The organism is Paenibacillus sp. HGH0039 (assembly GCF_000411255.1).
Lineage (GTDB): Bacteria > Bacillota > Bacilli > Paenibacillales > NBRC-103111 > Paenibacillus_F.
Map to the genome: position 1 here is coordinate 1,373,671 of NZ_KE150413.1, position 12,982 is coordinate 1,386,652.

15 protein-coding genes are annotated in these 12,982 nt (G+C 54.6%); 7 read left to right on the plus strand and 8 right to left on the minus strand.

Annotated features, from left to right (window positions below; all coding sequences use genetic code 11):
- Positions 1–32 precede the first annotated feature (32 nt).
- Entirely contained in the window at positions 33–1,490 is a 1,458-nt protein-coding gene (locus tag HMPREF1207_RS20575) for a YcdB/YcdC domain-containing protein (RefSeq protein WP_009676723.1), read from the minus strand.
- A 159-nt stretch (positions 1,491–1,649) separates the two neighbouring features.
- Between HMPREF1207_RS20575 and HMPREF1207_RS20580 the strand changes: the two genes are divergently transcribed.
- From HMPREF1207_RS20580 to HMPREF1207_RS20605, 5 genes are all read left to right on the plus strand, one after another.
- Entirely contained in the window at positions 1,650–2,693 is a 1,044-nt protein-coding gene (locus tag HMPREF1207_RS20580; RefSeq protein ID WP_009676726.1) for a delta-lactam-biosynthetic de-N-acetylase, read from the plus strand.
- 206 nt (positions 2,694–2,899) lie between these two features.
- Positions 2,900–3,709, plus strand: coding sequence for a glutamate racemase (racE, locus tag HMPREF1207_RS20585; protein WP_009676736.1), 810 nt, complete (start codon positions 2,900–2,902; stop codon positions 3,707–3,709).
- Between the two features lie 209 nt (positions 3,710–3,918).
- A complete protein-coding gene (locus HMPREF1207_RS20590; RefSeq protein WP_009676722.1) occupies positions 3,919–5,121 on the plus strand; it encodes a M14 family zinc carboxypeptidase in 1,203 nt (400 codons plus the stop codon).
- Positions 5,122–5,680: 559 nt separating this feature from the next.
- Entirely contained in the window at positions 5,681–6,196 is a 516-nt protein-coding gene (locus HMPREF1207_RS20600; protein ID WP_009676709.1) for a hypothetical protein, read from the plus strand.
- 210 nt (positions 6,197–6,406) lie between these two features.
- Positions 6,407–6,667, plus strand: coding sequence for a hypothetical protein (locus HMPREF1207_RS20605; RefSeq protein WP_170318730.1), 261 nt, complete (start codon positions 6,407–6,409; stop codon positions 6,665–6,667).
- A 245-nt stretch (positions 6,668–6,912) separates the two neighbouring features.
- On the opposite strand, the gene HMPREF1207_RS20610 is transcribed toward HMPREF1207_RS20605, so the two are convergent.
- The 6 genes from HMPREF1207_RS20610 to fosB form a co-directional block, all read right to left on the minus strand.
- On the minus strand, positions 6,913–7,116 hold the full coding sequence (locus tag HMPREF1207_RS20610; protein WP_009676741.1) for a hypothetical protein: 204 nt from the start codon (positions 7,114–7,116) through the stop codon (positions 6,913–6,915).
- A gap of 313 nt (positions 7,117–7,429) precedes the next feature.
- The gene (locus HMPREF1207_RS20615) at positions 7,430–7,609 is read right to left on the minus strand and encodes a hypothetical protein (protein WP_009676716.1); all 180 of its coding nucleotides are present in this window, start codon (positions 7,607–7,609) and stop codon (positions 7,430–7,432) included.
- A gap of 210 nt (positions 7,610–7,819) precedes the next feature.
- Positions 7,820–8,374, minus strand: coding sequence for a signal peptidase I (lepB, locus tag HMPREF1207_RS20620; protein ID WP_009676743.1), 555 nt, complete (start codon positions 8,372–8,374; stop codon positions 7,820–7,822).
- Between the two features lie 136 nt (positions 8,375–8,510).
- The gene (gene ytvI / locus HMPREF1207_RS20625) at positions 8,511–9,617 is read right to left on the minus strand and encodes a sporulation integral membrane protein YtvI (RefSeq protein WP_009676717.1); all 1,107 of its coding nucleotides are present in this window, start codon (positions 9,615–9,617) and stop codon (positions 8,511–8,513) included.
- Positions 9,618–9,794: 177 nt separating this feature from the next.
- Entirely contained in the window at positions 9,795–10,541 is a 747-nt protein-coding gene (map, locus tag HMPREF1207_RS20630) for a type I methionyl aminopeptidase (RefSeq protein ID WP_009676742.1), read from the minus strand.
- 318 nt (positions 10,542–10,859) lie between these two features.
- A complete protein-coding gene (gene fosB, locus HMPREF1207_RS20635) occupies positions 10,860–11,294 on the minus strand; it encodes a metallothiol transferase FosB (protein WP_009676745.1) in 435 nt (144 codons plus the stop codon).
- A 108-nt stretch (positions 11,295–11,402) separates the two neighbouring features.
- Here fosB and HMPREF1207_RS20640 point away from each other — a divergent pair, with 108 nt between their 5' ends.
- Both HMPREF1207_RS20640 and HMPREF1207_RS20645 read left to right on the plus strand, forming a co-directional pair.
- On the plus strand, positions 11,403–11,705 hold the full coding sequence (locus tag HMPREF1207_RS20640; RefSeq protein WP_009676739.1) for a heme biosynthesis protein HemY: 303 nt from the start codon (positions 11,403–11,405) through the stop codon (positions 11,703–11,705).
- Positions 11,705–11,926 (plus strand): DUF1450 domain-containing protein, encoded by a 222-nt coding sequence (locus HMPREF1207_RS20645; RefSeq protein WP_009676710.1) that lies wholly within the window; start codon positions 11,705–11,707, stop codon positions 11,924–11,926. The genes HMPREF1207_RS20640 and HMPREF1207_RS20645 overlap by 1 nt, the downstream gene beginning before the upstream one ends.
- Before the next feature lie 63 nt (positions 11,927–11,989).
- Here the strand turns inward: HMPREF1207_RS20645 and HMPREF1207_RS20650 are convergent, their stop codons facing one another.
- Positions 11,990–12,895: a TIGR01777 family oxidoreductase gene (locus tag HMPREF1207_RS20650; RefSeq protein ID WP_009676713.1), complete on the minus strand. Its 906-nt coding sequence runs from the start codon at positions 12,893–12,895 to the stop codon at positions 11,990–11,992.
- Between the last annotated feature and the right edge of the window lie 87 nt (positions 12,896–12,982).

The following is a 12,982-nucleotide window of genomic DNA, read 5'->3' on the forward strand; positions in this document are numbered from 1 at the left end:
TTCCTAAGCGAAACGAGGAAGCAGCGGACAGATTACGCCTGGGTCACAAACTCGCCGTTTGCGGCATCGATAAAAGCGATCCGGCTCCGCCCGCTTCCCTTGAGGATGGGCGTATACAGAAGATTGTAGGCGCCTTCGGGCGTTTCGGCGTCATAATCCCGCTCCCACTCCAGCTTGAAGTCCACTGCTTCCACGTAGAGCCGATGAGCTTCGTCTGCATTCAGCTTCGCAGCAGGAGCAAGATTCCGGATTTCTTCCGGATTCCAGTCGGTTCCCGAGAACCGGTCCACATATCCGGTGGAAGCATTCACGCATAGCGTCACGAACTGCAAATAGAGAGGAACGTCTTCATAGCGGAGCTGCCACGTAAAAAAGTACCGGAGCTGGCCTTCCGATTCCGACCCGGCATCCTCGTCGCTTTTTTCCTGTAAATAAAAAGCGAGACCCGGCACTTGCAGCCAGTCGTGCATCGCTTTGCGCAGAAAAGCGTCCGCCCGCTCCAAACATTCTTCGTACGAGAGCGCAAGCTTCCCCGGTCGGCGGATCATCCAAATGAAGGAGCGAAGGCGCCCGGTGTCCTTGTCTGCGGTCGCTTTCACCGTGTCTTCCATCCTTCTGCGGAAATAGCCGTCCAGCGAGAGGTCTGCCGGATTTTCCTCCCGATCCGCAGCGTGCCAGACGATTCCTTTGAGGTTCTCGTCCATATCCCTTTCCCTGTCTCTTACGAGGGGATAGGTGGAAATGCCGATGAGCTCTTCAAGACTGCCCAGCGAATCATCGGTCTCCTCCGGCGATAACTCGTACGCCTTGTAAGCCTCGTGTTCCTCTTCCGCCTCAGCCTCCGTCCCTTGCGCCAGACCCGTCGCGGCGTCGAAACGCCGGTAGCCGGGTTCCGGCTGATAAACGAGACGGAGCCGGTCGTCGCCGCCCGCATATAATGCCGGGATGAGCTTGACGATCGCAAGACTCATCCGCACGGTTTCGGCTAGCTGCTGCCGGAGCCGTTCCGGCTGCGCCAGAGAGGCGGGGAGAGGAGGCGAGGCCGCCGTCCCTTTGTAGGTGAAACTGGTTACCTCTCCCGATAAGGTAAGCCGCATAAAGGCGCCTGTCTGGGGAAGCGGAAGATCGAGGGCGGTCTGCGCCCATTGGAAGAAAACGCTGCGTTCCCCGAACCGGGACTCCGTCAGGAGAAACCTGTCCGCAGCTTCCGGACGTTGGGAGAGGAAGAAAGACCGTGCCCGTTCCCTCAAAGCCTCCTCGCCGATCGGAGCGGCTTCCTTGCACAGCTCTTCGTCTACGGAGTAGGAGAGCAGCCTGCCGGCCGCATCAAGAGTGACGGAGATTCCGCTCTCCCCGGATGGCTCCTGCCAGACAAACAGGACCTCTGTCTCTCCGTCTTCCGGTTCATGGATGTCCTCGATGATCAAGTTGAAGTGTGCCGGTACGGAACCGGTCACGGCTGCTTTTTGCTTAAGTTCGTCGATAAGCATCGCAATCGCCCCTTTGTCGGCGGGACCCGGCAGGTCCCTGTTTGATGGTGGAACTTTTTGTTCCGTTTACGTTTAAAACACAGTTTCGAGCAAGGATTCCTCAGCCTGTTGTCGAAAAGGAAAGATTAGCCTCACATTTTAGGAAATCTAGGTGATACCATGAAAAAAACCGCTGCGGCTTCCGCCGTTCTGCTGCTTTCCGGCATACTGGCCGCCGGATGCGCAGGCAATTCCAACGTATCAAATTCCGGAAGTCCTGTCCAATCTCCGGCGGCGACCGCCGGCGCTTCCGCATCTCCGACTACTGCATCGTCACCGGCTCCTGAAAAAACGCCGGCAGGCAGCCCGAAGCCTTCCGCGTCTCCATCCGCATCGGCTGCGCCGGGAGATTCTCCCGCGCCTTCGTCCGCGGTCAAGGCTTCGCCGTCGGCCGCACCTTCCGCTGCTCCATCGGCAAAACCTTCCGCTTCCCCGGGGACCGCGAAACCGTCTCCGCAGCCGAAGGGCGAAAGCGGCGCCAGCCGTCAGGCTCTGTCGTGGTATTACATGAAAAAGCCGAAAGGCCAGGTGCCGGATTTTCCGAAAGAAACGAAATCCTTTACCGCCAAAGAGAAAGCCGTCTGGGTCGGACAGGGCAAAAACGTTTACCTGACCATAGACAACGGCGGTCCGATGGGGGATACCGCGAAACTTTTGAAGACGCTTAAAGAGAACAACGTGAAGGCGAACTTCTTCATTTCGGGCAACAACGTCAAGGCCCATCCCGATTTTATCAAGCAACTGGTAGCGGATGGCCATCTCGTGGCCAATCATACGATGACGCACAAAGATATGAATACGCTGAGCGATGAGCAGGTGCGTAAAGAAATTACCGATTTCGAGAAGCTGTATAAAAACATTACCGGACAGGATGTCGTCAAATATTTCCGCTTTCCGTACGGGAAATACAGCACGCATCTGCTCGATCTGACTTCGGATATGGGGTATACCTCCGTTTTCTGGTCGACCGCGATGCGTGACTGGGAACCCCGCGCCAACGGAGCCGAGGATCCTTACAACGATATCATGAACAATCTGCATCCGGGCAATATCATCCTCATGCACCAGGGCTCCAAAGAAAACATGGAAGCGCTGGACCGCATTCTGAAAGACGTGAAAAAGGCCGGCTACTCCTTCGGTCTGGTTAGTGAGATCAAGCGCTGACCCCTGAATGTCAGGAGCTGCCGGATCTCGTCCGGCCCTATTCCCAGCTAGTCCTGCAGCTCCGGGCGCATGCCGCTCCGGAGCTGCTTTCGTTGGCACCGAATCGGAAATCTGGTATGATACCTAGGTACATTTCGGCTTGGGCAATCATATTCTATCCATGTATTTACAAGCAATCATTTCATTCGCAAAGGAAGCGTATAAGTGTGCAGCAAGCGATAGCCATCCTAGACTCCGGAGTCGGAGGTTTAACCGTTGTAAAAGAAGTTATGCGACAGCTTCCGCAGGAGAAAGTGATTTATTTCGGCGATACGGCACGGACGCCTTACGGCCCCAGACCCGCCGATGAAGTTCTCACGTTTACGAATCAACTTGTGGATTACCTGATCCAATTTAACCCTAAAATGATCGTGATCGCCTGCAATACCGCGACGGCGGTCGCGCTGGAGCAAATCCGCGACCGGCTGGATATTCCGGTGCTGGGCGTCATTTCCCCGGGAGCGCGCGCCGCGATCAAGACGACGCGAAGCGGTATTGTCGGCGTAATCGGCACGGAAGGCACGATCCGGAGCAAAGCGTACGAACAAGCGCTGAAAACCATCTCGCCCACGATCCAGGTACACTCGCTGGCCTGCCCGGCCCTGGTACCGCTCGTGGAGCGTGGATTGTACTTCTCCGAGGAAGCGGTCGATACCGTGCGCGATTCCCTCCAGCCGCTGCTCGACAAGCCCATGGATTGTCTCATTCTCGGCTGCACGCACTACCCGTTCCTGACGGAGGCGATTGCCCGTGTGGTCGATCCGGAAGTGACGCTGATCTCTTCCGCGGACGAGACCGCCCGGGAAATCAGCACCATCCTCTATCACCGGGGAATGCTGGCGACGACCAAAGACATTCCGGTGCACCAGTTTTTCTGCAGCGGCGATGCCGAGATGTTCCATCACATTACGGGCTCTTGGCTGCGCGAGCAGCTGCTCGGTACCCCGGTTGTGTGGCAGGTGCCGACGTTCGTCTAGTCCGTAACCATTCCGCAATCAAACGACAGGACCGGTAAGTTCCGCCGTATTCTATTCAGAATCGGCAGGAACCCGCCGGTCCTTTTGCATGCCCGGGACATGAAGAAGGGAGAGGGGGCATAGACATATACTCACAACTCGGTACAGGGAAGCAAGTGCGTGAAGGAAAGCGGCTTCTCTTTGCCTTGTCCTGAGGAGGTATGAGTGGTATGCCGTTTCGCCACGTCGTTCAGCAGGGGGAGACACTGCAGCGGATCGCCAGATTGTATGCCGTTAATTCCGTCTCGCTTAAGGCCGCGAACCCGCAGCTGAGTCTTCATGAGTATGTCATTCCCGGACAGATGATCCTGATTCCGGCCAAACTCGATCATCAATATACGGTTCAACCGGGAGACGCCTGGGAAAGCGTGTCGCTGCGCTTCGGATTATCGGGGGAAGAGCTCTGGAAGGCCAATACTTTCCTGGATCCGGCAGTGCTCAGGCCCGGCGTCACGATAGATGTGCCGGCTGTCCGCGACAGGTCCGTGGTCCGTACGGACGAGGAATACGGGTATCCCGAAATGCTCCGGGATTTGACGCTTCTGAAGGAACGGTACCCGTTTCTGGAGGAAACATGCATCGGGCACAGCGTCCTCGGCCGCAACATTCCAGCTGTGCGCATCGGCACCGGAAGCCGGGAGATTCAAGTCAACGCATCGTTTCACGCCAACGAGTGGATCACCTCCCTGGCGGCGGTGAAGTTTCTCGAGGAGTACGCGGAGGCTGTCCGTCAAAGCGGGGACCTTCACGGCTCCGATGCGGCTGCCCTGTTCCGCGAGACGAGCTTATGGATCGTGCCGATGGTGAACCCGGACGGAGTCGAGCTCGTGCTCGGGGGCGTCTACCCGGCGCATCCCTTGTTCGATTCCCTTCATGAGTGGAACGGAGGGTCGTTTGATTTCCGCCGATGGAAAGCGAACATCAACGGTGTCGATCTTAACGATCAGTTCCCCGCCTTCTGGGAAGAGGAGCGGGCCCGCCGCGCGGTACCCGGACCCGGACCGCGCGACTATACGGGCGAGGCTCCGCTGACCGAGCCGGAAGCGATAGCTGTGGCCGAGTTTACCCGCAGCCGCAGCTTCCGTCACGTCGTCGCCCTGCATACGCAGGGGCGAGAAATTTACTGGAACTACCGGGACTACGAACCGGATGACGCGGAATTTCTGGCCCTGAAGCTGCAGCAGGCAAGCGGCTTCAAGAGCGTAAAGCTGCGGGGCAGCGATGCCGGGTTCAAGGACTGGTTCATCTACGAATTCCGGCGTCCCGGATTCACCGTTGAACTCGGAAGCGGGATCAATCCGCTCCCGCTGGAGCAGTTTCCGGCGCTTTACGAAGAAACCGCCCGGCTGCTTGTCCGGGCTCTCGCCCTGTAAAACGCGCAAAGAAGCCCCCGCCGCCGGTACAAACGTCCAATCCGTCCGAAATCGGTTCCCATATACTGAACCAGGCGTGTGTTAGGGGAGGGAATACGATGGCGGGAAAAAGCGGAAAAGCAAAAGGCAAGAAGGTTGAATCATCCGGCAGGGCACAGTATACGATGAGGATTGTCGAATCCTCCACCTGTGCTTCTTGCAAACAACAGTGCGCAAGGGGACTGCGGTATCTGGAACAGATGTCCCGGCCCGGGGCGCTCGGCACAGGAGTACCCTGCATACTGACGCGCAGAAAACTCACTTGAGTCTAAAAAGCGTGTCGATTTCGGATGCAAAACAAATCGACTGATTCCGAAGACTCAGGCCCGGACACATGTCCGGGCCTTTAAAGGTTTATTTTATATCGTTTAAAATGGTAAAAGATACCTATATAAAGTAATTGTATGAATTATGCATTTTAATGGTAAACTAGTAGAGATTATAGGTATAAAGGTTTTTGAAGTTTAATTAATTTTGTTTTATGATAAAGAGTAAGACCAATCCGAATAGGAGGAATAGTATGTCCGGGATTCTGCCACTCGACCAGTTCAAGGAGTTGGAACGTGAGGAGCAAATACGGTTAATCAATCAGTGGAAAGAAGATTATTCCGTAGGCGAAATAACGTCGGCATGGAAGCTCAACAATGCGGCAACCTACTATACCATTTTGAAAAAACTGAACATTTACAACGATACTGTCAGAACGTCCAACAAGTTTATGGGCTATACAAATTACCGTTCCCAAAGCAGATCATTGGAACGGCCTTCCGAGCCGTCCGACTTCCGGCGCCTCCCCGAATCTGTTCAGGCAGAAAATCGTCCGGCCGTTTCGGCCCCCGCCTTATCGATCTCGGACAACTTCCGCTACAACGTAAACGGAACCTACCCGGCCGAAGAGGTCGCGCAGATTTTGGAGCGGCTCAGCCTGTTTCTTAAAATCCGGAGTCATGTTCCCGTGAACGTGGAATTGAACATCCGGTTCGGCGATTCGGATGCCGTGACAAGCGAGCTGCAATCCGGCGAACCGCACAGTTGAACGTAAAATGTAAAGGGTTTTCAAGGACGGAGCATCGGCTTATGCGAGATGCTCTTTGTTCTTTTCAAGGCGATTACGGGTAAGAGGAGAGTATACGGCAGAAGAAGGATGGAACTGGAACGCCAAAAGCCGTATCGCGTATAGGTTATTAGGGACTTCCGTTACAGATCGGGACACGGTGCAAATGCCGCACAACCGGTTTACGGGATCATGTCCCACCCTAAGGAGGGAACCCGTGTGAAAAAACTATTGTCACTGCGCCACTGGGGCCATGTATTCAAGCGGGCGGGCAAACTGCTGATGTCTCCGCAAGTACCGATCGGCAGTAAGCTACTCTTTGTAGTTCCGGCGCTGCTGTACTGGGTACTTCCCGATGTCCTGCCGTTTATGCCGATTGACGATATAGCGGTCACGATGATGCTTGCCAACTGGTTTACGGGCTGGATGGAGCGTAAATATCCGCAGGCTTAGATTAATCAAGCGCCGCCGGCCGGGAGGCAAGGCAGCATGATCCGAATATAGAGGGATAGATCCACTCTGGAATCCGGACAGCCCGGTGCCGCATCAAGAACGAATATGTACCGGAGACGTTTGTACGCCGCGATCCGGCGGGAACGGGTTAACCCCGCGCCCCCGGCCGCGGCTTTTTTTGCATGCTGCCAAAACGATAAACGGTCTGAATAAATCCGGTCCTCGGCAGAAAGGATGAGAATGCCTTACAGGGAATGGGAATCCCCGTGGTGGATGGAGCACTTGTTCTCGATAAACCGGATCTGGTTCTCCAGACGGTTCACTTTCTCGCTGTGCACGAGAGAGCCCGGAATCATGCTGATTCTGAGGTCGTTCAGCTCTTCCTTCAACTGGTGCAGGTCCAGACCCGCGTGGGCGCAATCGTAATTGCTTTCGAGATTTTCAATCATCGGTCGCTGCCTCCCTGTTTCAAGGATGAAATGGCTTATTTGCTTTTGCCGTTGCCGTTCTTGCGGTCGGAAGTGCGGGTCGTCGTGTTTTGCCGAGCGTGGCCCTGTTGTTTGTGTGACACTGACGTTCACCCCCTGTCCGGTCGGGTTGGTCGTAAGTGAGGCAAGTACACGATGCTTAGTATGCGGCGCGGCGGATTTTCTATACGGTTCTCCGGATCTTCATGACCGCTTTTTACCGCTCTTACGAGCCCATAAAAAAGACCCTGAACCGGGCATGTAACCCCTTTCAAGGTCGGCTTTTAAAAAAGTTTTATTGCGAAACGCCCGAGATCAGACGGTTCTCCAAGCTCTTTTTGACTTTCTTGATGGCCTCGGTTTCCACCTTGTGGTCCGAGTGAAACTTTTCTCCGGAGAGCGCCATGGCTTCCTTAACGGTCATTTCAACAAGAATCGTTTCGTCCCCTTGGGGAATGTGCAGATTGGGATTCATGTTCTTCACTCCTTGTCAATCAAGATTAGGGGTGCGACTGCTGGTTGTCGGAAGCAATGAATGTTGCGGATGAGACGCGGAAAGTCTTCATAATCCGCCTTTTTAATATAACACATGATGTAAGGTCACTCAATAGGCCGCACATCAAAAAAGGAAAAAACAGAGCTTCCGGACAGCCGGAAAACTCTGTTTTTTAGCGAGAAAGCTGATTTAACCGTTGATCTTGATGCCCAGCACGTGATCCAGCGGAACGGGTCCGATATCGCGGCTGTCTTTGCTGTTGTTGCGGTTGTCTCCCATCACGAACACGTGGCCCGCGGGAACGGTAATTTCCTCGTTCGATTCATACAGCATCGTTTCGTTGAGATAGGGCTCGTCCAGAGGCTGCCCGTTGCGGTACACTTTGTTGTCTTTGAACTGGAGCTTATCGCCCGCTTTGCCGATGACGCGTTTGACGTACAGGTTATCGTCCACTTTCCCGCTCAGCAGTGAAAACAGGGGATGCTCCATGATGTCGTCCTTAAGCGTACGTTCCCGGTTTACGCGGCTGTCGATAATGACGATGTCCCCGTAGTCCGGCTCGTAGCCCAGCGTATGCGACAATTTGGATACGTAAATACGTTCCTGGTCGGATAGAGTCGGGTCCATCGAATGGCCCAGCACCTTGGTCGGCTGAATACCGAAGATTCCGATTACCAGTGCAATGACGAACGCGATTCCGAGGGAAAGCGCCCAGCCTCCAATTTCTTTTGCCACTTTATTCATCGCAAGTTCCCTGCCTTCCGGTTTACATATCTCTCATATCTCTCATGGCTTCAGTATATCACGGCTGTTCACGCCTAGACAAAAAAAGAGGCCGCCGGGGCCTCTTTCTTCTTTAAGCTTGTCTGTAAGGGCCGGGTCAATATTCATCCTCGGGGGTACGGATCCACTTGCGCAGATAGCCCTGGTCGTACAACGCTTTGATCAGAATAATCAGAATGGGGGAAAGAATAACGCCTGCGACCCCGAAAAGGGACAGCGAAATGATCATAAAGGACAGCATCGTAAAAGCGGATACTCCGAGCGACTCGCCGGTAATCTTGGGCTCCAGCACCTGCCGGACGAGAACGACTACGGCCAGCACGACGGTCAGCCAGATGCCCATCATTGTGCTTCCCGCGATAAAGTGGTACACGATCCACGGCACGAACAAGGTCGAGACACCGAGCAGCGGCAGCACATCGAAGAAAGCGGCCAGCAGCGAAATCGTAAAGGCGTTGTCGACGCCGAGAATCATGAGCGAGACCAGAACCATGACGAACGTGATAGAAATGAGAATGAGCTGGGATTTCAGGTAGCTTACGATGCCCTTGATAACGTTCTCGCGAAGAAAATCGAACGCTTTACGGAACGTTTTGGGCGTCTTTTCGCGGGCGTTCTTTTTCCACCAGTCGATTTCAAGAGAAAGGAAGAAGGCCAGAATGACGCCGACCACAAAATTCAGCATAAACGTAGAAAAAGAAGTAACGAGTCCCATGACGCCGCTGGTCAGGAAATTAAGCAGGGTTTTCAGGAAATTCGTGGCGAAGCTGGTCGCTTTCGTCGCCATCTGATTGGCGATTTCCCTGGATTTCTCGATCACATCGGGAGGAAGCGCCTCGATGCTGTTTTGCAGATCGATCGTGCGTTTTGTAATTTGCTCCTGAAGCATCTGGGTATACTTGGGGAGTACCGTAACCAGATTGTCGATCTGGCTCGTAAACAGAAATCCCGCTCCGGTGAAGACGGCCAGGATGACCAGAACGAACAGCAGCGTCGAAATCGTCGTCGCGAGCATTTTTTTCAGTCCTCTGCGATGGAGGAAGCGGGCAAGAGGCTCGATCATGGCAAAAATGACGAAGGCCCAGAAGATCGGCGTGGCGATCGCGTAAATAAAGCTGAACAATTTCATGAACAGAAAAACAGTGAGGACGATCAGCCCAATGTCCAGGATGGTTTTGTAGTACCGTTTGTAAAACGATATCATAGCATTCCTCCGTAATCGTTATGGCCGCTGGCAGGACGTGTGGGGGATGACAAGGTAGTTGCCGGGCAGGTTTGCCATGCTTTGGCAGGGTATGTAGGTAAAAAATAACCGGGGACGGACAGGTCGCAAGCTTCAGGCATGCTGCCCGTCAGCCTCCCGGCTGCAGGAGAACCGCGGTTACTGCGCAGTCAGAATGAGCGGTCCGTCCTGCGTGATGGCGATGGTGTGCTCATACTGGGCGGACAGGCTTCCGTCCACCGTACGGGCCGTCCAGCCGTCGAGATCCACGGTGGCGAAGTACATGCCCGTATTGAGCATCGGCTCGATTGTCAGCACCATGCCGTCCTTAAGCCTCGTGCCGCGGCCGGCCGGGCCGTAGTGGGGCACCTGCGGCTCCTCATGCATCTTCTGGCCGATTCCGTGGCCCGTGAAATCACGGACGACCGAGTAGCCGCGTTCTTCCGCGAAGACTTGAATCGCATGCGCGATATCGCCGATCCGGTTGCCGATGACGGCTTGCTCGATGCCTTTGTACAGCGATTCCTTCGTCGTCTCAAGCAGATTGCCGGCTTCCTCGGAAACCGTGCCGACCGCATAGGACCAGGCGGAGTCCGCGAGCCAGCCGTCCAGATTGACGACCATATCGATGGTTACGATATCCCCGTTATTCAGCGGCTCTTTCTTCGGAAAACCGTGGCAGATGACATCGTTCACGGAGGCGCAGGTTGCGTACTGATATCCTTTGTACCCTTTCTGTTCCGGGGTGGCGCCGTTCTCGTGCAGAAATTGTTCCGTGAACTGGTCGATTTCCCAGGTGGTCACACCCGGACGGATCATTTTCGCGATTTCGCGGTGGCATGCCGCCAGCAGTTTGCCGGCGCGGTGCATTTTTTCGATTTCGTCTTTGGTCTTAATCGTTACCATAAGAGCGTACATCTCCTCTGCCGAATGATTTGTATATTTCATCAGTATGACCTTTCGGCAGCTTCTAGTTTCGTTCGGGTCAAAAAAAGACGCCGTTGTGCGCGATTGACATCCCGATAAAGGTCAGCGTAGCTTGAAAAGCTTCCCAAAGCCCGTAAGAAAGCCCAAATTCCATAGTATAAAATAACCGCGTAAAATTCAAATCGGACGGGACGAATTTTCCTTGCCGCAGAATTAGATTATGCTGCGGTCCGTCATGCGGCGCGGCGCCGATGCCCCGGAAGCGGAAGGCATGCGAGTTCGCTCTTACCGGAGCCTTTAATCCGCCGTCGGATCGCCGAAAAACCGCATGTGCCCTTTTTCCGCCCGGTAATAATCCAGCCTGTCCTGAAGCGTGCCGGTGTGAAATTCGAACTTATGTCCGTCCGGATCTTCGAAATAGAGCGAGCTTTTGTCCCGGCTGTCCCGTTCGCGGCCCGGTAGAAGAGCCCCGCAGGCGGCAAGCTTCGCTTCGAGGGCGGGCAGATCCTTCTCGTCCACCGTAAAAGCGAGATGCGTATAGGACTGGCGGATCTCATTGCGCGGAATGTCCCGCTCGGTGTTCAGGGCAAGCCACAGGCCTCCCAGATCGAAATAGGCAAGGGAGCGCCCTTGCACCAGCAGTCTGGCCCCTAGCACCTCCCGGTAGAAACGGATCGAGCGCTCCAGATCGGAAACGGAAACTAGTAAATGGTTGATGCCGCGAATTGTCACGGCTTTGCCTCCTCCGGCTTGCGACTTCTTGTTGATTTCAGGCGAAGCTTTCTTTACAATAAAGGTTAAAAGAAAGAATGATAACTTTTCAGGAGATGTGACTACACTATGAACGTCAAAATTTCGCGCAACGCAGCTAAAGTTTTGAAACTCGAACTGGAGAAAGAAGAGAACCAGGGTCTTCTGGTCCGCGTCCAGGTAAGCCACAACCACGGCGATCACGCTCACTATGCGCTTGGTCTCGATACACAAACGGATAACGATGTAGTCGTTTCTACCGATAAGGATGTTGACGTCCTGCTGGAGAAAGATGAGCCGCTGCTCGACGGCATCCGGATCGATTACTTCTACATTCCGCAAGAAGGATTCATGATTACGAATCCGAGCAAGGGCAATCACGGGGATCATTAATGGCTAACGATATCCGGATTTGCGATAAATGCAAGCATATGCGGGTGAAAACGGCGCTGCCTAAGCTTCAGAAGCTTGCATCGGATGCCGAAGTCAAAGTCGGCTGCAAATCATACTGCGGACCTTGCGCCCGCTACGCATTCGTATTTATTAACGGCCGTTACATCAAAGCGCCGACCGAAGACGAAGCAATCGAGCACGCGAAGAAGTTTGTGAAGTAGCCAAAGAAACGGCCCGGGGAACCGGGCCGTTTTTTATTTGGCTGAAGACCCGCTTCCGGTTGTTTAAGCGGGCCTTTCGGCGCCGGTCAGCTCCAGAAGCGCTTCTTCCAGCGTCGGATAGCGGAACTGGAACTCATGCTCCAGCAGCTTGCGGGGAAGAACGCGCTGTCCTTCCAGCAGAAGCATGGAAAGCTCCCCCAGGACAAGCTTCAGGGCGAAGGCGGGGACCGGCAGGACATGAGGCCGCCGCAGCACGCTGCCCAGCGTTTGGGCGAATTCCCGGTTGCGGACCGGATGAGGAGCGGTCGCGTTCACGGGACCGGATATATCCTCATTACGGATACAGGCATCGATCAAAGCGACCATATCCGCGATATGGATCCATGACATCCACTGGCTTCCGCTGCCGATCCGGCCTCCTGCGCCGAATTTGAACGGAAGAGCCATTTTGGGGAAGGCGCCGCCGTCGGTTCCGAGCACGAGACCCGTACGGATTTTGACGATCCGTTCCGCGGGAATTCGGTCGGCGGCTTCCTCCCATTCCTTTACGACTTCAGCCAGGAAATCGTCGGCACGGACGGGACTGAATTCATCGTATGTATGAGTTTCGGATGTGCCGTAAATCGCCATAGCCGAAGCGTTTACGACCACCGGAGGTTTGTTTTGGAGCGCCTTTAGGGTTGAGGCGACAGCCGCCGTCGTTTTCAGGCGGGAAGATAGGATCTGGCGCTTGGCGGTTTCGCTCCAGCGCTGATTAATAGTGGAGCCGGCCAGATTGATCCAGGCGTCTGTGCCTTCAAGATACCGGGGATTATGCTCAATCTCCGACCAGGTTACGGTTTGGACGCCCGCATAAGCATGTCCGGAAGCCGAACGGGAAATGAGAATAAGTTCATCTCCCCGCTTTTTGAAATGGGCAATAAGATGTCCGCCGATAAACCCGGTTCCTCCGCTGATGGCAATTCGCATGAGCTCTCTCCTCCTTCTCTCTAATTTCCATTATATGACGAACCGTTTTTTTCCACAAACCTGCTCAGGGCGGAACTTTTCAGGACC